The following is a 21386-nucleotide window of genomic DNA, read 5'->3' as shown; positions in this document are numbered from 1 at the left end:
GCGATTGCTTCGTTCCTCAAACACGGTTCTTATAGCGATCACTTAGCCTCAATATGCTGCAATGCAAAATTGATAAAATTGCTCGTTAACCCGTAATCTTCTGTACCCTTACGGCGGATGAAGAAGAAATCGCGGGTGATCTTTAAGCCTTCAATGGGCACCTCTACCAAATCACCCTCGGCCAGCTGGCGGATGATGGATGGACGGGGCATAAAGCCTAAACACTGATCGGCCAGCAGGAAATTTTTGAGGGCTTCGGTGCCGCCGAGGCGGATCTTTACCGATAGGTCCGCCGGTTTTATATGTAATGCTGATAGCGATTTCAGTACGGCGTTCAACGTGCCCGAACCGCGCTCCCTTACGGCCAATGGTATTTTTACAAATTGTTTTAAGGTTAATGATTTGCCCGCGAGCTGACTTTTAGCCGAGCATACCGGGATCACCTCATCGCTCATGAATGGCTTGTAGGATACCGTGGTGAGTTTATTATCTACTTCGATGATGCCAATATCCACCTCGTGATTAAGCAGGGCGTTCAGGATATATTCAGAATTGCGGTTAACCAATTGTACATCCACATTGGCGTACTCCCGCTGAAAACCTGAGAGTATAGATGGCAATATATAAAGCGCGATAGTAGTACTGGCCCCTAAACGCAAATGCCCGGCAGCCTGCGATAGGTTGCTTAATACCGATAGGTCATATTCTATTTTTCGCTCAATCTCGGTGGCTTGCTGCAGGTATTCGTTAAGTTTGCTGCCGGCTTCGGTGAGCAGGATGCTGTTGCCCTTACGCTCAAACAAGGGTACTTTATACTGATCTTCCAGCGCTTTAATGTGCTTGCTGATGGCTGGCTGGGTTACAAACAGTACCTGCGCCGCTTTTGAGAAACTCAAATTGGCAGCAACTTCCATAAAAACACGGTGGGCGAAGGATATCATTCCGCTAAGTTAATTCTTTACCTTCTCAAAAAACCTTCCGGTAAATTTATAGGTAATAAGTTTATGGGTCATTTTGCCGCTGTAATCAACCAGGGGGGTATGGATAGTTTTAGTTTCTTTATCAAAATATATACTTGGGAAGGCTTCCCAGTCGGCTACCGATTGCAGGCTGTATTCGTAATATAGCCTGCTTAATACTGCTGTAGGGGTTTTTACCATCGGTACCCGCCCGTTTAATACACCGTTTTCGATGGCAAAGGCCCGGATGCCCTGCGCGGCTTTAGTGGCCGAAAGAATGGAATTATATACCGCTAAGTAATACGTTTTATTGTTAGCGGCAAAGGTGTATATTTTAGGATACCAGTAAGCCTCCTTGCCCGGCGGATCCATTTTTAACAAGGAAAAGGTTTTTCCCTTAACGCTGTATTGCAATACGTTATCAAAATCATACCCGTTAGCACCCAGGTTGGTATCCCATGAATATGTACGGAACAGGCCATCTGCAGCGGTGGCTATAACCAGGCGCTCCTTTTTTAGCGCGGTAAAATTCAGGTGGATGGTATATGGATATTTAGCGGTATAGTACTTAAGCTTGTAAGCGAATATGCTATTCATTTTTTTGAGGGAATCAATGGCTTTCCACTCTTTTTTGTGAGCGCCATAATAATTTACTCTTTTAAAAACCCTGAGGAGGTCATTCTCAATAGCATCCGGATTGACACCTTCCTGAGCATATAAATTTGCTGTGATAAAACAGCAACAACAGAAAACAACAAATAGCTTAAAGGCTTTCATCGTTTACAAGTTAGTAAAAAATGCTATAAGTGGTAAATAATAGTTAAATTTTATAACTAAACTGACTTATTTTTCTTTTGTCTTTTCAAAATATTTGCGGACTTCTATTTTTTTTGAAAAAATAAAGCCCTGCAATTTTCATCACAGGGCTTGTATATCTAAAAATAGGTTAACTGCGACTACGCCTCAACCGGCTGACCAATCAAATGCTTGGCAGCCAGGTATTCTGCAATCTGTACAGCATTGGTAGCCGCGCCTTTACGCAGGTTATCAGATACTATCCAGCAGTTTAAGGTATTGTCCTGGCTTTCGTCGCGACGCAGGCGGCCAACAAAAACTTCGTCTTTATCGTGCGCGTCAAGCGGCATAGGATATTTCAGGTTGGCGGTATCATCAACCACCACAATGCCTGGCGAGTTAGCCAATAGTTCTCTTACTTCGCCCAAATCGAAATCATTTACAAACTCAATGTTCACCGATTCGGAGTGACCACCCATAACCGGGATACGCACAGTAGTAGCAGTTACCCTGATGCTGTCATCGCCCATGATCTTTTTGGTTTCCAGGATCATTTTCATTTCCTCTTTGGTGTAACCATTTTCGGTGAAAACGTCAATCTGCGGGATAACATTTAAATCGATAGTGTAAGGGTATACCTTTGGTCCATCGATGCCTTTACGCTCGTTAAATAACTGGTCGACAGCTTTAACACCCGTACCGGTTACCGATTGGTAGGTTGAAACAACCACCCTTTTAATTTTATATTTATCGTGAAGCGGTTTTAAGGCCACTACCATTTGTATGGTTGAGCAATTTGGGTTGGCGATGATCTTATCATCGGCAGTCAGTACATCGGCATTCACTTCGGGTACAACCAGTTTTTTGGTTGGGTCCATGCGCCATGCTGATGAATTATCAATAACGGTTGTACCGGCTGCTGCAAACAGCGGAGCTTGTTGTAATGAAGTGCTTCCGCCGGCGCTGAAAATAGCTACATCCGGCTTCATCTTAATCGCATCCTCAACAGAAACTACCTTAAACTGCTTACCCTTAAAAGTAATTTCTTTACCAATACTTTTCTCTGAAGCTACGGGAATTAATTCTGTAACGGGGAAGTTGCGTTCTGCAAGAACCTGCAACATTTTGGTGCCTACTAATCCTGTAGCACCTACTACTGCGACTTTCATTGTGTTAATTTGTTTTTAAATGTAATGAGCTCCTTTGGAGGTTCATTTTGAGTTAATTTGTTATGTAATAAAATATTAAACTTCAAAGATGCATAATTTTTTGGATAATCTACCGAAATAGTAGGTTTTTAGTAAATCGTTAATCAGGTGAGGGGTAGGTGAAATGGATTGTGGCTTATATCCTGAACTGCGTGACCTGAAAACTATTTACATGGGAACACTTTTCAAACACATCCCAACTTAATCAACTACTCACCAGGGAAATTGCTTTTAAAAAGGAGGCAGCTACGGAGCCAGGGTCAAGGCACTTTTCACTATAAACACATAACTCCGCTGGAGTTGGAAATGGTTGAGGTGTGTGTCATTGACTCCACGGGAGTCGCGTGTTTATAGCGCAAGAAAACCCAAAAGCATGGCTCCGTAGGTGCCTCCTGCTGGCTTTTAATTTTAAAAGCGATTTCCTGTTAGGTCCGTTAATGATTTGGAATTTGATCATGCACGTGTCCGTCCGTCCGGAAGTGCTGCACCTGCAGACGGACGGACACCCGTGTTAGATTTCGGATTAACTGCGTTGAGGGCTTCGCCGTTTGGGAGTTCGGATTTGGGGATTTTTGCAAGGCAAATCAACATGCAGGTGTCCGTCCGTCCGGAAGTGTTGCACCTGTGGACGGACGGACACCCTGTGTTAGATTTCGGAATTGGGATTAACTGCGTTGAGGGCTTCGCCGTTTGGGAGTTCGGATTTGGGGCTTTTTGCAAGGCAAATCAACGTGCAGGTGTCCGTCCGTTCTGAAGTGTTGGACACCTGCGGACGGACGGACAGGCTTATACCCCAAAGGTGAAAGATATATTAATGCTGTTTTTTAATAATACTATCTTTTTTAACTTCGCCTTACCCTTACCGCAAATGAAATTAAAGTTTAAAATAAGCCAATCAACCAACCTCGACCCTCAAATTATAACCGGCAAAATAGTATCGCTGTTAGATGATGGTAAATACAGGGTTAACAACGTAACCGATAGCACTGTTGAATTTGATGATGATCCCTGGGAACTAATATGGAATTTTGAGGCAGTGAAACGATTAGATGGCGGTAAATTTGAAATTAGCTTATTAAATAAGGAGGCATTAATAACCTTTACCTGGTACAAAAGCTTGTTGGTACCTGCGTTTATATTAGCTGCGGTATCAATTATCTTAATACACGAGGGTGAATACTATGCCCCATTATTTTTTCTTGCATTTTACATTATTGCAATATCTATAAACATAATTACACTGCGAAGTATAGCAAGCGGTATGCTAAATAAAATAATTGAATAGCTGCCTCATTTTTTTTTGCTGATATAAATTAAAAAATTTCCGCGTTTTTTAAAAATACTTATCCAATAGCCTATATATATAAGTGTATATATATATGACCTTGACTGTGTACGGATGCATACTGCCTGTAGAATATGTTGGTTGGGTTGGGTGTCCGTCCGCAAAGGGGAGTGAGACATTTGCGGACACCTTGCGGACAGGATTGAGTACCTTTCCGTTCGTCTGTCCGTCCGTCCGGAGAAGCCCATGTATAGGACATCTTGCGGACACATGGCTTTGTATAAAAACATACAACACCCTTTCAAATATACAGAAAAGTCTTTAAAATAAAGAATAAAGTTTATTTTTAAAATCAAGGGAATGATCGAAATCTTATTATAGATAGGGGTGTCCGCAAAGCGTCCGCAAAACATGGTCACCCGGGAACGGACGGACAAACGGACGCTTTGGGCCGATAATTAATGCCGTTTTTTGTAGAGACGCATCACATGCGTCTCCCACATGCAAATCTCACCTGTCTGGCGGGAGGCGCATGTGATGCTCAACAGGAAGCAATAAGGGCTGTATTTTGCCACCAAACACCGTTTCGCCAGGGAAATCGCTTTTAAAATATCTGCATGGCAAATTTTGGCTGAAGCCGCTTTTTATTCCTTCGCTACCGTCCCATAAATGGGACGGCAATGAACTTTTAGCTACCTTAAACGGGATCAGTCCTTAAATCATTGCCGGTGGGCTTCAGCCAACGGTTAAATTGACAGAAATAAGTTAGGGCTTTAGCCAAAAAATATGATAGATACTTAAAAGCGATTTCCCTGAACTACTCACCAATCAACCATCAACTTTTCACCCAAATTCCTACCTTTGCCAAAACTAAAAGTTGATGACCGAAAAAATTTTAGTGATTGGCGCCAATGGTCAGATTGGTACCGAACTGGTAATGGCTTTAAGGGGCATTCACGGAGCTGAAAATGTAATAGCATCCGACATTAACGACCCAACTTATGCCATACGAAATAGCGGCCCTTATGAAATTGTAAATGTGCTGGATAAGCATAACCTGCACCATATTTTTGATAAACATCGCCCAACGCAGGTTTACCTGCTGGCAGCCATATTATCGGCCGTAGGCGAGCAAAAACCTAAAATGGCCTGGGATCTGAACATGACCGGCCTTATTCACGTACTTGATTTTGCTGTTGAATTTAAAACCGGCAGGGTTTTTTGGCCAAGCTCGATAGCTGTTTTTGGTCCGCATTCGCCGCAGTTTAATACACCGCAATATTGTGTAATGGACCCAAACACGGTTTATGGTTTCAGTAAACTGGCAGGCGAACGCTGGTGCGAATATTATTATACCAAATACGGTGTTGATGTACGGAGTATTCGTTACCCTGGCCTAATTGGCTGGAAGGCATCACCCGGTGGCGGAACTACCGATTATGCCGTGCATATATTTCATGAAGCGTTAAAAAAAGGTAAATATGAAAGTTTTCTTTCTGCAGATACTGCCTTGCCAATGATGTATATGGAAGATGCCATTAGGGCCACCATCAGTTTGATGGATGCACCCGCTGAGCAGGTTAAGATCCGATCATCGTACAACCTGGCCGGAATAAGCTTTACCCCGGCGCAGCTGGCCGATGAGGTCAAAAAACATATTCCCGCTTTCGAGATGGGTTATGTTGAAAGCGACCCGCGCCAGGCCATTGCCGATAGCTGGCCAAAATCAATTGACGATAGCCGTGCGCAGCAGGACTGGGGATGGAAACTGGAATACGAATTGCCAAAAATGACTGCAGATATGCTGGAGAATTTGAAAAAGGTAATATAGAGGTATAAAAGATTAAAGGCGAAAGCATAAAGGTTTTACCTTTGTTGTTTTGCAAAACTTATACAAAAAACAAATTATATTCGCTGAGTCTATGGTCTATCGTCCATGGACGATGGACAAATAAAAAGTTATGGGAAGAGCATTTGAATTCCGCAAAGAGAGAAAGTTTAAGCGCTGGGCTAAAATGGCAGTGCAGTTTACCCGTTTAGGGAAAGAAATTGTGATGGCTGTAAAAGCCGGTGGCGGCGATATTACCACCAATTCGCGCTTGCGTACAGCTGTGCAAAACTCCAAGGCTGTTAACATGCCTAAAGACCGCGTGGAAGCTGCCATTAAAAGGGCCACAAGCCGCGACGAAAAAGATTACGAAGAACTGGTTTACGAAGGTTATGCACCTTATGGTGTTGCTGTTTTGGTTGAAACCGCTACCGATAATACCAACCGTACTGTTGCCAACGTGCGCAGTTACTTTACAAAATATGGTGGCTCGTTGGGTAAAACCGGGTCATTGGATTTTATTTTTACCCGTAAATCTGTTTTTACATTTGAACCCGGCGAGCGCGACCTGGAAGAACTGGAGTTTGAACTGATAGATGCCGGCCTGGAAGACCTGTTTGTTGAAGCTGATGAAGAGGGTAACGATATTGGCGTTATACATACTGCCTTTGAAGATTTTGGTAAAATGCAAAAAGCACTGGAGGAATTAGGTGTTGAAGTAAAATCAGCCAAGCTGGAGCGTGTGCCGCAATCATTTCATGAAGTAACAGAAGAACAGGTTACCGAGATCATGAAACTGATAGATCGCCTTGAAGAAGATGACGATGTACAGGCGGTGTACCATAATATGGCGGAGTAAAAGCCCCACCCAACCCTCCCCGGAAGGGAGGGCTATAAAAAAATAGACATTAAAACAAAAGTCTCCCCTTCCGGGGGAGATTTAGAGGGGGCCAAATGCCACTATTCAGTTCACGTAAGGAAGAAAAGAAAGTAAAGGTAACCTTTGCCAATGGCTTGCTTTTTGTTGAAAAAGCTGATGGCAAGCAACAGGCCTTCCCGCTGGAGTGGTTCCCCAAACTGATGAACGCTACCGACGAGGAGCGTGCAGACTGGAAACAAACAGATAAAGGCATCCATTTTAATCAGCTGGATGTGGATGTGGCAACATAGATATGGGATGTGAGATATGAGATTTGAGACCGGAATGGTTTTATCTCATATCTCATATCTCACGTCTCAAATCTAATTAAATGGTTTTCGAAGAGTTTTTTAAAAAGAAAAGGATTGACCTGGCGGCTTTACAAGCGGCTGAGGGATCGTTGTTTTCTGAATTTAAAGATCACTTTGAGCAGATGGGAGAGAAGAGTTTCGACCATTCCAAGAAATACTGGTTCAATAAACTAAGGCGGAGGTTCCCTGTTCCGCAGGAAATAAAAACCGAAAAGGTTGCCATTGCAAACCCTCTTGCCGAACAAACTATTACCGATAGTTTGACAGAACCGGTAACGCCATCACCAAAAATTGGTTTTACACCAAAATTCAGGGCGGCAGCTATACCTAAACCCGTGGAGGAAAAACCGGAAGAGGTTAAGGCCGAAGAGGATAAACAACCTGTTGAGAATATACCTGCAAAGCCTGCCTTTAAACCGCGTTTTAATCCGGCAATGGTGAAACCTAAACCTGCAGAAAGTACCGATGCTGTTGAGGAAAAGCCGGAAGTAAAAGAAACAACTACTCCATCGGCAGAAACGCCTGTTACAAAGCCTGCTTTTAAACCGCGTTTTAACGCTGCTATGGTAAAACCTAAACCTGCAGAAAGCACTGATGCTGTTGAGGAAAAGGCCGAGGTAAAAGAAACGACTACCCCACCGGCAGAAACGCCTGTTACAAAGCCTGCTTTTAAACCGCGCTTTAACGCCGCTATGGTGAAACCAAAACCGGTTGTTGAGGAATCATCCGCAGAAGAGAAACAGGAGGAACCTACAGAGCCCTCAGGCACTCCAACAGCAGAAATCCCAGCTGCGAAACCTGCCTTTAAACCGCGCTTTAACGCCGCGATGATGAAGCCCAAAACTGTTGAGGCGGAGGAAAAATCCGCGGAAAAGGAGGAGCAAATTGCTCCATCGGCGGAATCAACTGAAATAAAGCCGGCTGAAGAAACTCCCGTTGCTAAACCGGTCTACAAGCCAAAGTTCAATATGAAAACCCTGCCTAAAAAGCCGGAACAGGAGTAGTGTAAATTAAAAACAGTCGCCCAACTTAGTTGAACGACTGCACAGCATCTTGTAAATCCTAAAAAATCCCTAAATCGTGTTATTTCTTTGCGATTGCCGGGCTTTCAAAACCAAGTTTGTTTAGGCCGTTTTGTACATCGGGGCTGCTCATGAAAAGTTTCCAGAGCAGGCCGGTACGGTAGTTTTCTATCATTACCACAATTGGCCCCTGGTCTATAGCCAAATATGATTTTCCATACCAGTTATGCGATTCGCTGAAAGCATCGGTAAAGCCGTATTCGCCCCAGATCTTATCGCCCAGGTCGTAATAAAAATGGCGCAGGGCTTTCATGGATTGTTCCGGTGTGTATGGAAATGCAGATAATGCCGCTGTTGGCGTTATTACCCCAAGATCGTTTGTTGGCGAATGTGCATTGTAACCTTCAAAGTTATCGCTGGCGGTAAGTCCCCAGCAGTTTTCGCCGTAGCCTTTAAACTTTTTAGGGTTATCAACACAGTAGGCGTAGTTAATGAGTGTATGGTTTTTGTTCTGCTCCCAGTAATCGGCATATTGGTCTTTCAACCCTTTTGGATTTAAGCCCATAAACGAGTATTGCGAAAAGAAAAGCGGTCCGCCAAAATCAAAACCCAGCGGCAATTTATAACCGTAAAAAGTTTTGCCGTTTTTGAAGAAATCGCTTTGCGCCCAACCCCTGTGGTAAACATCGGCGCTTACCGGGTATCTATCCGCAGATGCAGCCAGCACGTACGTTATAAGGCATTCATTAAAGCCATGGATAGGGAAATTCATGGCCCAGCCATTGTTGGAGCTCCAGTGCCAGTAAAGGGCGTCACGACCTTCGCGGGTGTACCAGTTCCATTCCATTTCGCCCCACATCCAGCTGATCACATCGCGGATGCGCCGCTCTTTAGGATTGTTGGCGGCAAAGTATTGTTTTGCGCAGATCAGCCCCTGGAATAAATAGGCCGATTCCACAATATCGCCCCCATCATCCTTACGCCCAAACGGGATTACTTTGCCGGTTTCGCCATTCATCCAGTGGGGGAAAGCGCCATGGAACGAGCTGGCCTTAAACAAAAAGTTAACCATCTTCACCATCCTGTCAACAGCCTGCTCATGGGTGATCCATTTACGGCTATCGGCAACAATGAGCGCCATTATGCCAAAGCCCGATCCTCCGGTTGTTACAACTTCATCGCCATAATCAAATGACTTGTTGCTGCGCTCGCGGGCCAGGCCGCTTACAGGGTGACCAAAATCCCAGAAATAGCGGAACGTTTGGCGTTGCACCACATCAAGTAATGCGCTATCGCTAAGGTTTTTTATAATGCCTACTGGTTTAATGCCATCTGCCGTTGTGGTTTTTGATTGCTTTTGTGCAAAGCAACACAGAGCAAGCATCAGCAAAATGGGGGTTATTATAATTTTTTTCATGTAGAATATCGTTATTAAAATTTATAGGTTAGGACTGCTGAATCCTAAGTTTTTCATGCCGGTTTTTACTTCCGGTGCACTCATAAACAGGTTCCAGAGCAGGCCGGTGCGGTAGTTTTCTATCATTACCACAATTGGTCCCTGGTCAATTGCCAGGTATGAATCTGCAAACCATGGGTTGGTTAAGTTAAAAGCATCGTAAAAGCCATATTGTCCCCATAATTTATCGCCAAGCGTGTAGTAAAAAAATCTTAAGGCCGCCATAGATTGTGTTGGCGTATAAGGCAAAGATGCTATCGCCGCGGTAGGCGCAATTACCCCAACATCGTTAGTTGGCGAGCTTGCTGTATAGCCGCCTTCAATATCGCTTGCGGTTAGTCCCCAGCAATCGGCACTGTAGCCGCCATTGGCCTGCGGGTTGGCAACGCAGTAATTATAATTGATGTTGACGTGTGCCTTGTTCTGTGTTTCGTAGTTGGCATAGGCATCGGTTAAGCCTTTGGGGTTGATACCTAAGAACGAATAATGCGCAAAAAACATCGGGCCGCCCTGCGCCGGGCCAAGCGGTAAGGTAACGCCATAATAAGTATTGCCGTTTTTAATGCCGCCGTTATTTGCCCATCCCTGGTCATAAACTGTTTTGGGTATGACATGGGTTGTTGACGCTGCTCCCAGAACATAAACTATCAATGCTTCATTCCAGCCGGTAATTTTCATATTGATAGCCCAGTTTTGGTCGGGGCTCCAGTGCCAGTATAAAACGTTTTGACTGTTTTGGCGAAACCAGTCCCACTCTACACCGTTCCATAAAGTATTGATATCGGTACGCAGCTGGGTTTCATCTGTGCCGGCGCCGCTAAAATACTGGCGCGCGGTTAGCAGACCCTGCACCAGGTAGGAGGTTTCTACCAGGTCGGCGCCATTATCCTGCGCGCTGAATGGTACAACAGCACCGGTAGCGCCATTAAGCCAATGCGGAAAAGCACCATGGAACTTTTGAGCTTTGGTATTTAAAAAGCCAACAATCTTTTGCATCCGTGCTAAACCATTGGCACGGGAGATAAAACCACGGTTAATGCCCGCGACAATAGCCATAATGCCAAAACCCGAGCCACCGGTGGTTACCACATCACCCGATGAATTGCGTTCGCGTGCGAGGCCGCTGGTGGGGTGGCCAAAATCATAAAAGTATTTCAGGGTTTGTTTCTCCACCAGGTCTAAAAGTTGATCATCGGTTATGGTGCCGAATTTTTTTGTACTATCGATAGCCGTGGTAAGCTGCACAGCCAATGCCGATTGCAGGCTGCCGCCCTTTACTGATTTTAGCGCTGTAGTAACATTCAGGGTGTACTGCGTGATGGGCGAGAAACCCGTTGGGGTAATTACCACCGTGCTATCGCTGTTTTGGTAGGTAGTATTGTAGGTAGCCGTTGCACCGGCCTTGCTGCTTATACTAATGCTACCGGCTATTGATGTACGGTTAAGCGGGGTTGAAAACGTAATGGCAATTGCCGGTTTGGCATTAACATTCACATACTTAAACCCATTGTTTTTTCCGTTCACTTTTAATGCATTAAAGCTGAATGAGGAAACCGGTGGTGTAACAGGTGGTGGGGTGGTTTTTGATCCTTTGCCACAGGCAAAAAGTATGATAATTAAGCCCCAGACCAAACAATTTTTAAAATTCCTCATGCACAAACCCGACGTTAATAAATTCCGGTTAAATTATATCTTGAAAAAAATGGGTGCCCGGTTTTACCCGGAACAACCCAAATCAATCAACCAATTATCTTCCTGCTTTTTCCAGGTTATATAAAGCTAAAACCTGTGAGGCAGAAAGAGATTTGTTATAAAACCTTATCTGATCTAATGTTCCGGTTACGTAACCGGCCCAATCCTGCGCGCCGGTATTGGCAGTAAGCGATGGGGTGGTTTGAAACTGCAAAGTACCAAAAACCAATTTTTTGGCATTGGTCCAATCCAAAGGAGCAAAGCCCGTAACTGTGTTTTTACCTGCAAGAGCGCCATTGTAATACACATAAATTGTAGAGGCGTCTGCGTCAAAAGTTACGGTAACATTTATCCATGTATTCCAGGGATCTGCTACGGTATATCCGCCTTCCCATCCATCTATTCCTGTTGAGCTGCCGCTTTTGTTAAATGCATGCACTTTAAGTACCCCGGTTGATGATGTGCCGCCGTTATCAAAAAATATAGCAAGGCTACCCCAAAATCCGGCTCCCCCAGGCTGATCGTTTTGAAGATCGATAAGCCCTGTTGCAGAAGTATTTTGCGGCATATTTACCCAAACGCTTGCGGTAAAACTTTTAGAAGATTTGATCCCCGCAGGTGTATCATATAGTACGTATGATTTATCGGCTCCCTTTAATCCCTGGCCTGTTAATCCTTTAGTAAAGCTTGTTCCGGCTCCAACACCTGTAGCTCCCGATAAACTATCGGCAAGGTTGCTGTTGAATGGATAATAGGCTACTAAGCTTGCAGGTTCAATATCTTTTGTACTGCTATACCCGCCAAATGTTGGTAATGGTTTTGATGGGGCGTAAGTTTTAGGATCAAAACCTTTTTTGCATGATGATATGGTGAAGCTTGCAGCTACGCCCACCAGAAGCGCAACTGTAAGTGAGTTTTTAAATGCTTTCATCGTTATTGAATTTTGATAATTAATAATTAGGGTTTTGGGTTAAAATACCCGCACTCAGGTCAATCTCGTTTTGAGGTACCGGCCAAACTTCGTTTTTGCCTGCTTTCCAACCCCTTGAACCAAAAACTTCTAAGCCTCTTCCCTGGCGTATAACATCAAAATAACGATCAAACTCCATAGCAAATTCAATTCTTCTTTCTTTATAAATAGCGGCACGTAAAGCAGCCTGATCTGTGGTGGTAATTTTAGGCAGGATAGCGATATTGGCGCCTCTTGCCCTTGCGCGAACCACTTCTAACGGAGCTAAAGCGGCTGCTGAATTACCAAGCTCATTATTAGCTTCGGCATTCATCAGCAATACTTCGGCATAACGCAACACAATTTTGTTTTGCTGGCAGCCTTCGTTAAAGCCAGATACATATAGGCCGAAAGGCACATATGATTTTTGGTTGTACATAGGATTATCACCGTTGGCAGGTATGGCATCGCCTTCGGGTGTAGTTTCGCCCCTGAAGATGATAGTGGCATCCCTGCGCGGATCGCCGGTTTCATATGCGGCGGCCAAATCAGCGCTCGGAACATTGAAGCCCCAGCCGCCACCGGTTGAACCGCGAACGCCTTGTACCTGTGAGTATTGTGAATTGGAAGCAGCAGCATTATTGGGGATCAGCATACACTGTACCTCAAATATCGATTCCTGGTTATTTTTATGCGTAGTTCTGAACAATTGCTCATAATCAGGATATAGCGAATAGCCCATGCCCATTACCTGTGTGGTATAAGTTACCACATCGCTCCATTTCTTTTGATACATCGCTACTTTTGCATGTAGGGTTAATGCAGCGCCTTTAGTTATACGACCAACATCAGCCGAACCGTAGGTTTGAGGTAATACCGCTGCGGCATCGGTTAAATCGGTTTCAATTGCAGCATATACCTGTGTTTTGGCTGTACGAGGCAGGTTATACTCAGTGGGGCTTTTGGGTAAACTTAAACGCAAAGGTACATCGCCGTAAGCTCTTACCAGCCTGAAATAGGCATAAGCCCTGATGAATTTAGCTTCGGCAAGGTATCTTGCTTTTAATGCATCGTCCATGGTTATGTTAGGTACATTACCCAATATCTGGTTGGCAAAATTGATGGTTTGATACTCGCCAGCCCAAAAATCGGCAATTTGCCCTTCCCCGGCTGTTGCCGAAAAGTTATGGAAATTGTTCAGGTAGGTAGCATCGGTAGGGCTACTGCCTTTTTCCACATCATCAGATCCCATGCTTTCAACGGCGATAGGGGCAAAAGCTATATTCTTCCATTCGTGCAGATTAGCATACATGGCATTTACTGCCGCAGTAGCATCGGCCTGAGTTTTCCAAAATTGTGTGGCTGCTGTAGTGCCGGCCGGATTGACATTTAGAAAGCTTTTTTTACAGCTTTGAAATGTTATGATAGATGCAACAAAGCCTAAAATGAGGGCCTTTTGCAAGAAAAAGTTTTTACTGTTCTTCATCTTTATTTTGATTAAAAAGTAACGTTAACACCAAAATTATAGGTTGCATACAATGGATACACGCTTGCATCGATACCCATGCTGCCTACGCCACCGCCAACTTCAGGGGTGAAGCCTTTGTAACCGAAAAAGGTAAGTGCGTTTTGAGCATTAGCAAAAAGCCTTACTTTTTGTATTTTCCATTTGCTTAACAGGCTCGACGGTAATGTGTAACCCAACTGTGCATTCCTCATCCTGAAATACGCACCGCTTTCAACGTAAAATGAATTGGGGGCGGAGTTTGCTGTAGAGCCCACATTTACAGATGGATAGGTGGTTGATGTACCTGCGCCATGCCAGCGGTGATCATAAAAATCTTTAGTAAAGTTTTCATTACCAAAACGGTAGGCAATATTGGCGTTATATACGCTTACATCGGCAACGCCCTGGAAATCTAAAGTCAGGTCAAATTGTTTGTAAGTAAACGAGGTATTGATGCCATAGTTATATTTAGGCAGCGGGCTACCTAATACTACGCGGTCTTTGGTATCTATTTGGCCATCTTTATTGGTATCCTGGTAAATGAAATCGCCAGGTTGCGCGGTTTTTTGTTTTGATGCAGCCACTTCGGCAGGTGTTTGGAAAATGCCGGTTACCTGGTAGCCATAAAATTCGCCAATTGGCTGGCCTACCACAGTACGCGTGGCTAAAGCACCGTTGGCAATTCCGTTACCGCCCTGGTAAATAGGGTTTTTACCACTTAGAACACTTAATACCTTGTTGGTATTTATACCAACATTGGCACTTACACTATAGGAGAAATCTTTTGATGCCTGATTTTTCCAGCTCAGTAAAAACTCAAACCCCCTGTTTTGGATACTGGCCTGGTTAGCTATGATAGAGCTGCTGTTTGTACCCAGAGATGAGGGGATAGGGATAGAAAATATGGCGTCCTGTGTTTCCCTGTTGTAGTAATCGGCCTCGAATGATAACCTGTGATTTAATACAGACCCTTCTATACCAAAATCGGTAGCTACTGCCTTTTCCCAAACAATGGTTGGAGGTACAACCGTATTTATGCTTGATCCCGGATTGGTTGTTTGCGGGTTACCAAAAATTGCGGTGAGGTAGGGATCGGATGCGATGGTTTGTACTGTTGGATTGATAGGTACTACCGAATTCCCCACTTTACCCCAGCTACCGCGAAGTTTCAAATTATCAAATATATGCTGATCCTTCATGAAGTCTTCGTTGGTAATTACCCAACCGGCACCAACCGATGGAAAGTAACCATAGGTATGGTCTCCATAAAACTGTGATGCCCCATCACGGCGAATTGATGCATTCAGCAAATATTTATCTTTAAATGAATAATTAACACGGGCAAATTGCGATAATGCGCGGGTGTGCGCCTGCCTTGCAGGATCGGCATAGTAGGTTACCTTAGCTGTATCAGGAAAAGAAGTTATCAGGTTCCCGCTGCTTTTGTAAGGAACATTTTGCGCATGTGCATCGTTTTCAAAAGTGCGGTTATCCTGTGCGCTATAGCCTAACAAAGCAGTTAACTTATGATCTTTTATTTTAATATCATAGGTCAGGGTGTTTTCCCAGATCCAGTTGCGGGTATCTGTTTGGTTTACATCCAAATTAGATGAGGTGCTTTTTTGGGCCAGCGTAGCGTAGTATATTGGAGAGTACGCTCTTACTTCGGCACGGCCGTTATCGCCGCCATAGCTCGATCTGAATTTAAAGTTCTTTAAAAATGACAGTTCGGCGTAGGCATTATAAGTAATTCTGTAATTTTTTGAACGCTGATTGAAAAAATCCAAGGTTGCCTGCGGGTTATAGTTGTTGCCGTCACCTGTATGGTAATCATTAGGGTCGCCGTAAGCGCCATCTTTGTAGTAAACAGGTAATGTAGGCGCTACACCAAATAGCTGGTGAAAAATACCGCCATTGATATCTTTTGACTTACCTATCAATCCGCTTGCCGTGTATCCAAATTTTAAAGCCTTTGTAATTTTAAAATCATTTGATAAATGCGCGGTATAGCGTTTGTAATTATTTGTTTTGGCCAAACCATCCTGGTCAAGATAGCCAAACGAATAGTTATAAGTATATTTATCGGTACCGCCGCTTATGGAGCCTTCATGGTTGGTTACAAATGCATTTTGCAATATCTGCGCATACCAGTCAGTCCCTTTTCCAAAACTTGCGGGGTCGCTAAATAGCACGGGCGTTATATTGTTGTAAGTATACAGCTCATTAATAGCGGTGGCATACTCCGTTGCGTTGGCCATTTTTACCTGGTTGGTAACTGATTGCCAGCCTGCGTAGCCGTTGTAGTTAAATACCGGTTTGCCTTTTACGCCTCTTTTGGTCCCTATTAAAATTACACCATTGGCTGCACGGATACCATAAATGGCTGTGCTTGACGCATCTTTAAGAATACTTACACTTTCAATATCCTGTGGATTTAAAAAGCTGATATCATTATACCAAACGCCGTCAACAACAAATAATGGGCTTACATTTCCATAAACGGTTCCTAAACCGCGGATGCTAACGGCAGGAGATGAACCCGGAGAACCGCTGTTGGTGATCTGTACGCCGGCTACCTTACCCTGTAAGCCGCTCAGCGCGTTGTTTGAAGCCTGTTTTGAAATATCGGCACCTTTTACTGTTGCCACCGAACCGGTTACATCAAGCTTGCGCTGCGTACCGTAACCAACTACAACAACCTGCTGTAGCTCGTTGGTTTGCGATTGCAGATGTACATCAATCGATGTTTGTCCGTTTACAGGAACTTCTTTTGAGGCATACCCTATATAAGCGAAAGTTAAGGTAGTTGTACCGGCAGCGCTAATGGTAAAGGCACCATTAACATCTGTTTGGGTACCTGTAGTTGTTCCCTTCACTAAAACAGATACGCCTATTAGGGCTTCGCCGTTTGCAGCATCAGTTACTTTACCCTTTACTGTTACGTTTTGAGCAAACGCGGCAGTAACGGAAAATAAGAACAATAACATCACCCCTGAAATAGTAAAAATTCTTTTCATAGTGGTTAATTAAATAAAAACGTGTTAGAAATAATTGGTTTATTAGTTTACAAAGCTGTGCAGATATTACAGTTAAATCAAAAAAATTAACTCAACATTAATACATCAATCTTAACACGCTTTCTCAAAATGTGTTTTTTATTTTGTTAACTATTTGATATACTGAAATTTAAACCATTTTAACGTGTAGCTTATATACTACAACTTTAGAGCGCAGTAAGGCATGTTTATAAGGGGCTATGAGAGGTAATGATGTAGTATTATAGCTCGATGAGAAACTCCACCAGGTTTTTATCGTGCTCCAGGTTGAGCTTTTTACGCAGCCGATAGCGCCTTATTTCAACGCCCCGGAGAGAGATGTTTAAAAGGGATGCCATTTCTTTACTGCTCATATTCATGCGCAGGTATGCGCATAGTTTAAGGTCGTTTGGTACAAGGTCGGGATGACCGGATTTCAGTTTTTTGAAAAAGTTTTCATGGGCTTCGTTAAAACTCTTTTCAAATATGTTCCAGTCGCGCTCATCGTTCATCCCTTCATCTATCACTTTTTGGATTCGGCGCAGCTGATCGTCGGCCAGTTTTTGGCCGGTAGTATCTTTTAAATGTGCTATTTCTTCGCTTATTTTTTGCAGCAATTCGTTCTTGTAAACCAAATTCATGGCCGAGTTGGCCAGCTCACGGCTTTTACCGGCAAGATCGGCCTGTAACTGTTCGTTTTTTATGTTGATGATATGCTGTTCGCTGGCAATGGCTTCCTGCTTTAAAAACTCCTCTTTTTCATGCTGCAACTTTTGGTGAATGCGGTGCTGATGACGCCTCAATTTAAGGCGGTAATAATACCTTACCAGGTAATAGGAGAGTACCAGCAACAAAGCATAAAATACCATAGCCAGCTTGCCTGCGTACCATGGCGGTAGAATAACAAAGGTTAACGTAGTTATTTGTGATACATTTTGATCATTGATTTTGGCGCGTACTTTAAAGTGATAGGTGCCCTGGTCAAGGTTGGTAAATTCTTTCTGACTTTGTTGCGTCCAGTCGCTCCATTGCCGGGAGTAGCCTTCCAGGTAGTACTGGAATTTAATTTTTGCCTGTTTATAATAGGGCAGCGAATACGAGATGCGGATGTTGTTTTGCGTATAGGGAATACCGGTATCGCTAAGGTCATGGCTGTTTTCGCTGATGGCAAAAACTTTATCGGTAATGTTTTCTACCTGGCGGATCAATACCTGCGGAATGTTTATTTTATTTGGTAAAAGCGCGTCTTCATCATTCAATATCACAAAACCATCATCAATACTGATGAGGTAGGTTGAGTTATTGATGCGGTTTATGGTTTCGTAATGTTGCACCATTTGCCCGGTAAGGATGCTGAAGCGATTGGTATCAATACTTAACCGGCCCGGTGCCGAAAAATCGGCCAGGGCTACACGGCCCTGGTTAATGAACCAGTATTTTTTGCCAATGGCCTTTATGATTTTGCTTGAAGTGGCAAAGGTGCCCAGCTTTTTGTTGAGCTGGGTGTATTTAAAAAAGCGGTCGGTAATGTCGTCATAAATAAAAAAACCCGAATCTGAGGAGAACACAACGCGGTTATCAAGATCAAACACGTTTACGTTAAAGCTGCCCGGCAAGCCGTATTTGCTATCATAATACACTTTGGAGGTTACCTTTTTCAGATCAGCACTCAGCGTTACTTTATAAATGCCCTTATAGGCATGGCTCACCCAAATTTGCCCTTTGTTATCCTGCTCCACATAGCGCGATGGCTCCCCAAAACCTTCTACCTTATGATCAAAGAGCCAGTTACCGGCAGCATCTTTTTTGAAGATCACCAAACCGGTATAGGTTCCCTGGATAAGTTTATCCTGGCTTAGTTTTTTTGTGGTCCACCCGCCGGTTGTTGCCGATATTTTGGTGATAATATTGCCATTTACCTGGTAGGTTCCATCATTGTGGCCGCAAAGCAAACGGCCATCCTGCAGGGTAAGTTCCCATACCTGGCCCTGTGAGCCGGGGATGAGTTTAAAATCAAATGATTGGAAAAGTTTACTGTTGTTATCGGCTATCCAGTCGCTGTAAAATAAGCCCTGGTTGGTACCGAGGTAGATTTTTTTATTAAATATGATGCTGGAATAAACGGTGCCAAACCTGCCGGTTTTATCGAAATAAAAATACAGTGGCGAGTTTACCTCTATCCTGTCGATGCCGTTATCCAAACCGGCCCAAAGGTTTTGTTCGCTATCGGTATACAAGCTTAAAACAGTGTTGTTTTGTAACCCGCTTGATTTATTGATGTGCTGTATTACATTACCAGCAGTATCAATCACCACAATACCATTTAAAATAGTGCCATAAGCAAAATACTTACCGGCAATTTTTGCCCCGTTATTAAGCTGGTATGTTTTTAAAAAATCGTTAGCCTGGTTTGCCCATGGTTTTATGGTTTGGCCATCATAAATAAACAATCCGTTTTGGGCGGTGCCTATAATATACCTGTCTTTTTGAAATGGCAGTATAGAAAGTACCCCGCTGGGGCCTAAAATATTACTGCCCGCAACATACACCAAATGATTGTTTATAAGCTCGAATAAGCCGGCGGATACCTGCTCAATAAAAAAGCGTTTGCCAGCCTTAAATAAAAACAGGTAGGGACTCGGCCCCTTTATAACATCAATTTTCCCTTTGGCGTAAATGTAGATAGATCCAAACGATTGGAAGATCACCCTGCCGCCGTCAACATATATTTTCCAGATCTCCTCGTTTATTGGCCGGTATTTTTTGGGAACCAGGCTTACAAGCGAATTGTATTTTAAAAAACCTTTTTTATCATTGGCCCAGTAACCAAATTCGCCATAAGCGCCAACGTACACTTTACCCCTGCCATCGGCGGATACCGACCGAACGATAAGGGAATTGGGCATATGGTGCTGCTGCCAGTATTTGCCATCAAAAGCAAGTAAGCCTTCGGCATTGCCAAAATACATAATGCCATGCTCATCGCGCGTTACACTCCAGTTTTGATTGCCCGACTGGTACATGGCCTTGGTGTAGTTTTGTACATAAGGCACCCCTATGCTTTTTATATCAACCGCGCCGGCATTAAGGGCAATGATACAAAACAGGGATATAACAGTGAGCAGGGATCTACGCATGGGATATAAAATGGTATCAGCTTGTAAAGCAAACCAATTTTACGAAATTAAGCTTTGAATTGGAGAAATAAAAGATTAGCAAAAAGCGAAAAGCTTAAGGCAGAAAGCTTTGGGTATAGGATATACTGTTTCAAAACGTTATTCCAGCCTTCGGAATTTTCGGATTTTACCTCTCGCAATTGACGCGCTATACCGGCAATCCCTCGTTTTTCCTTTTCGCTGTATTTACCGGCTGCGGAACTTTTACGTAGTAACCAGTACCGTCATAAACCCTTTTGCGCGGATGGCTTTGGCAGGCATCGCTGCAGCAGCCTTCCATTTTGGTTCCGCATTCATCGCATTGGGTAAAATGCTCATTGCACTCGGGGTTGGCGCAGTTGATCATTTTAGGCGTAGTTTGGCCGCAATTACGGCAGGTGGAGATCACCATTGGGTTTACGCTGTTTACATCGACAGACAGGCGGTTATCAAACACATAGCATTTGCCTTCAAAATCCTGGCCCCCTGCTTCCTTGCCATATTTAATAATGCCGCCATGCAGTTGGTATACTTCGGGGAAACCTTCGTGCAATAACAAGGCCGATGCTTTTTCGCATTTAATGCCGCCGGTGCAATAGGTCAGGATCTTTTTATCCTTGTATTTGGCCAGCTCGTTAATCATCGCCGGGAAATCCCTGAAGTTTTCTATATCAAGCGTTACCGCGTTTTTGAACTTCCCTAAGGAGTGCTCATAGTTGGAGCGAACATCCAAAACAACCACATCGTCGCGGTCCTTCATCGCCATAAATTCTTTTGGCTCCAGGTGTTTGCCGGTTTGTTGCTGCGGATTAATCACGTTAGGGTCGCGTAGGCCCGAGTATACGATCTCGGCTTTATAACGGCAGTGCATTTTTACAAATGATGGCTCGGCAACTTCATCAATCTTAAAGTCGATGCCTGCGAAACGCTCATCGGCGTGTACGGTATCCATATAGGTTTTGCAAGCTTCGGCGGTGCCGGATACGGTACCGTTAAGCCCCTCGGTAGCTACAATAATGCGACCGGTTAAACCTAAACTTTTACAAAAATTTAAATGATCGGCAGCAAATTGCTCCGCATCGGCTATTGTTGAATAACAATAGTACAGTAGTGTGTTATATATTGCCATAAACCATTGATACTGCTGCAAACAGTGTTAAATGAAGTGCAAAGATATGATTTTGAGCGGAAAGGTAAAAGCGTTTTGAGGTGAAAGGATAAAGGTAAAAGGCAAAAGGTTTTTATAGGTTGGTGAATGGTGCACT

At 43.8% G+C, this 21386-nt stretch carries 15 protein-coding genes; 5 read left to right on the top strand and 10 right to left on the bottom strand.

Annotated features, from left to right (window positions below):
• Window positions 1-38: 38 nt before the first annotated feature.
• From AC1DO4_RS11755 to AC1DO4_RS11745, 3 genes are all read right to left on the bottom strand, one after another.
• Window positions 39-941, bottom strand: coding sequence for a LysR substrate-binding domain-containing protein (locus AC1DO4_RS11755; protein ID WP_477415943.1), 903 nt, complete (start codon window positions 939-941; stop codon window positions 39-41).
• Between the two features lie 9 nt (window positions 942-950).
• On the bottom strand, window positions 951-1736 hold the full coding sequence (locus tag AC1DO4_RS11750; protein WP_477400743.1) for a hypothetical protein: 786 nt from the start codon (window positions 1734-1736) through the stop codon (window positions 951-953).
• Window positions 1737-1915: 179 nt separating this feature from the next.
• A complete protein-coding gene (locus AC1DO4_RS11745; protein WP_477400744.1) occupies window positions 1916-2923 on the bottom strand; it encodes an aspartate-semialdehyde dehydrogenase in 1008 nt (335 codons plus the stop codon).
• Window positions 2924-3830: 907 nt separating this feature from the next.
• On the opposite strand from AC1DO4_RS11745, the gene AC1DO4_RS11740 reads away from it, so the two are divergent.
• The 5 genes from AC1DO4_RS11740 (at window position 3831) to AC1DO4_RS11720 (ending at window position 8309) form a co-directional block, all read left to right on the top strand.
• Complete coding sequence (locus tag AC1DO4_RS11740; protein ID WP_477415941.1) at window positions 3831-4247, top strand: hypothetical protein; 417 nt, start codon at window positions 3831-3833, stop codon at window positions 4245-4247.
• Between the two features lie 880 nt (window positions 4248-5127).
• On the top strand, window positions 5128-6078 hold the full coding sequence (locus tag AC1DO4_RS11735; RefSeq protein ID WP_477415939.1) for an NAD-dependent epimerase/dehydratase family protein: 951 nt from the start codon (window positions 5128-5130) through the stop codon (window positions 6076-6078).
• Window positions 6079-6208: 130 nt separating this feature from the next.
• Window positions 6209-6934: a YebC/PmpR family DNA-binding transcriptional regulator gene (locus AC1DO4_RS11730; protein ID WP_477400747.1), complete on the top strand. Its 726-nt coding sequence runs from the start codon at window positions 6209-6211 to the stop codon at window positions 6932-6934.
• 95 nt (window positions 6935-7029) lie between these two features.
• Window positions 7030-7245, top strand: a complete 216-nt coding sequence (locus AC1DO4_RS11725) for a DUF2442 domain-containing protein (protein WP_477415937.1) — start codon at window positions 7030-7032, stop codon at window positions 7243-7245.
• An 80-nt stretch (window positions 7246-7325) separates the two neighbouring features.
• A complete protein-coding gene (locus AC1DO4_RS11720; protein ID WP_477415935.1) occupies window positions 7326-8309 on the top strand; it encodes a hypothetical protein in 984 nt (327 codons plus the stop codon).
• Between the two features lie 79 nt (window positions 8310-8388).
• Here AC1DO4_RS11720 and AC1DO4_RS11715 read toward each other — a convergent pair whose 3' ends face one another.
• The 7 genes from AC1DO4_RS11715 to trhO all read right to left on the bottom strand — a co-directional run bounded on the left by AC1DO4_RS11715 (window position 8389) and on the right by trhO (window position 21250).
• Window positions 8389-9744, bottom strand: a complete 1356-nt coding sequence (locus tag AC1DO4_RS11715) for a glucoamylase family protein (protein ID WP_477415933.1) — start codon at window positions 9742-9744, stop codon at window positions 8389-8391.
• 21 nt (window positions 9745-9765) lie between these two features.
• The gene (locus tag AC1DO4_RS11710) at window positions 9766-11436 is read right to left on the bottom strand and encodes a glucoamylase family protein (RefSeq protein ID WP_477415931.1); all 1671 of its coding nucleotides are present in this window, start codon (window positions 11434-11436) and stop codon (window positions 9766-9768) included.
• A gap of 94 nt (window positions 11437-11530) precedes the next feature.
• Window positions 11531-12406: a LamG domain-containing protein gene (locus tag AC1DO4_RS11705; protein ID WP_477415929.1), complete on the bottom strand. Its 876-nt coding sequence runs from the start codon at window positions 12404-12406 to the stop codon at window positions 11531-11533.
• A 19-nt stretch (window positions 12407-12425) separates the two neighbouring features.
• The gene (locus AC1DO4_RS11700) at window positions 12426-13910 is read right to left on the bottom strand and encodes a RagB/SusD family nutrient uptake outer membrane protein (RefSeq protein ID WP_477415927.1); all 1485 of its coding nucleotides are present in this window, start codon (window positions 13908-13910) and stop codon (window positions 12426-12428) included.
• Window positions 13911-13921: 11 nt separating this feature from the next.
• Window positions 13922-16948 carry a SusC/RagA family TonB-linked outer membrane protein gene (locus AC1DO4_RS11695; protein ID WP_477415925.1) on the bottom strand — a complete coding sequence of 1009 codons (3027 nt, stop codon included), beginning with the start codon at window positions 16946-16948 and terminating at the stop codon, window positions 13922-13924.
• A 260-nt stretch (window positions 16949-17208) separates the two neighbouring features.
• Entirely contained in the window at window positions 17209-20103 is a 2895-nt protein-coding gene (locus AC1DO4_RS11690) for a ligand-binding sensor domain-containing protein (RefSeq protein ID WP_477415923.1), read from the bottom strand.
• 187 nt (window positions 20104-20290) lie between these two features.
• Entirely contained in the window at window positions 20291-21250 is a 960-nt protein-coding gene (gene trhO, locus AC1DO4_RS11685; protein WP_477415921.1) for an oxygen-dependent tRNA uridine(34) hydroxylase TrhO, read from the bottom strand.
• Window positions 21251-21386 lie beyond the last annotated feature (136 nt).

Source organism: Mucilaginibacter sp. P5_A6, assembly GCF_056400585.1.
This window is presented reverse-complemented; position numbering and strand designations above follow the sequence as displayed.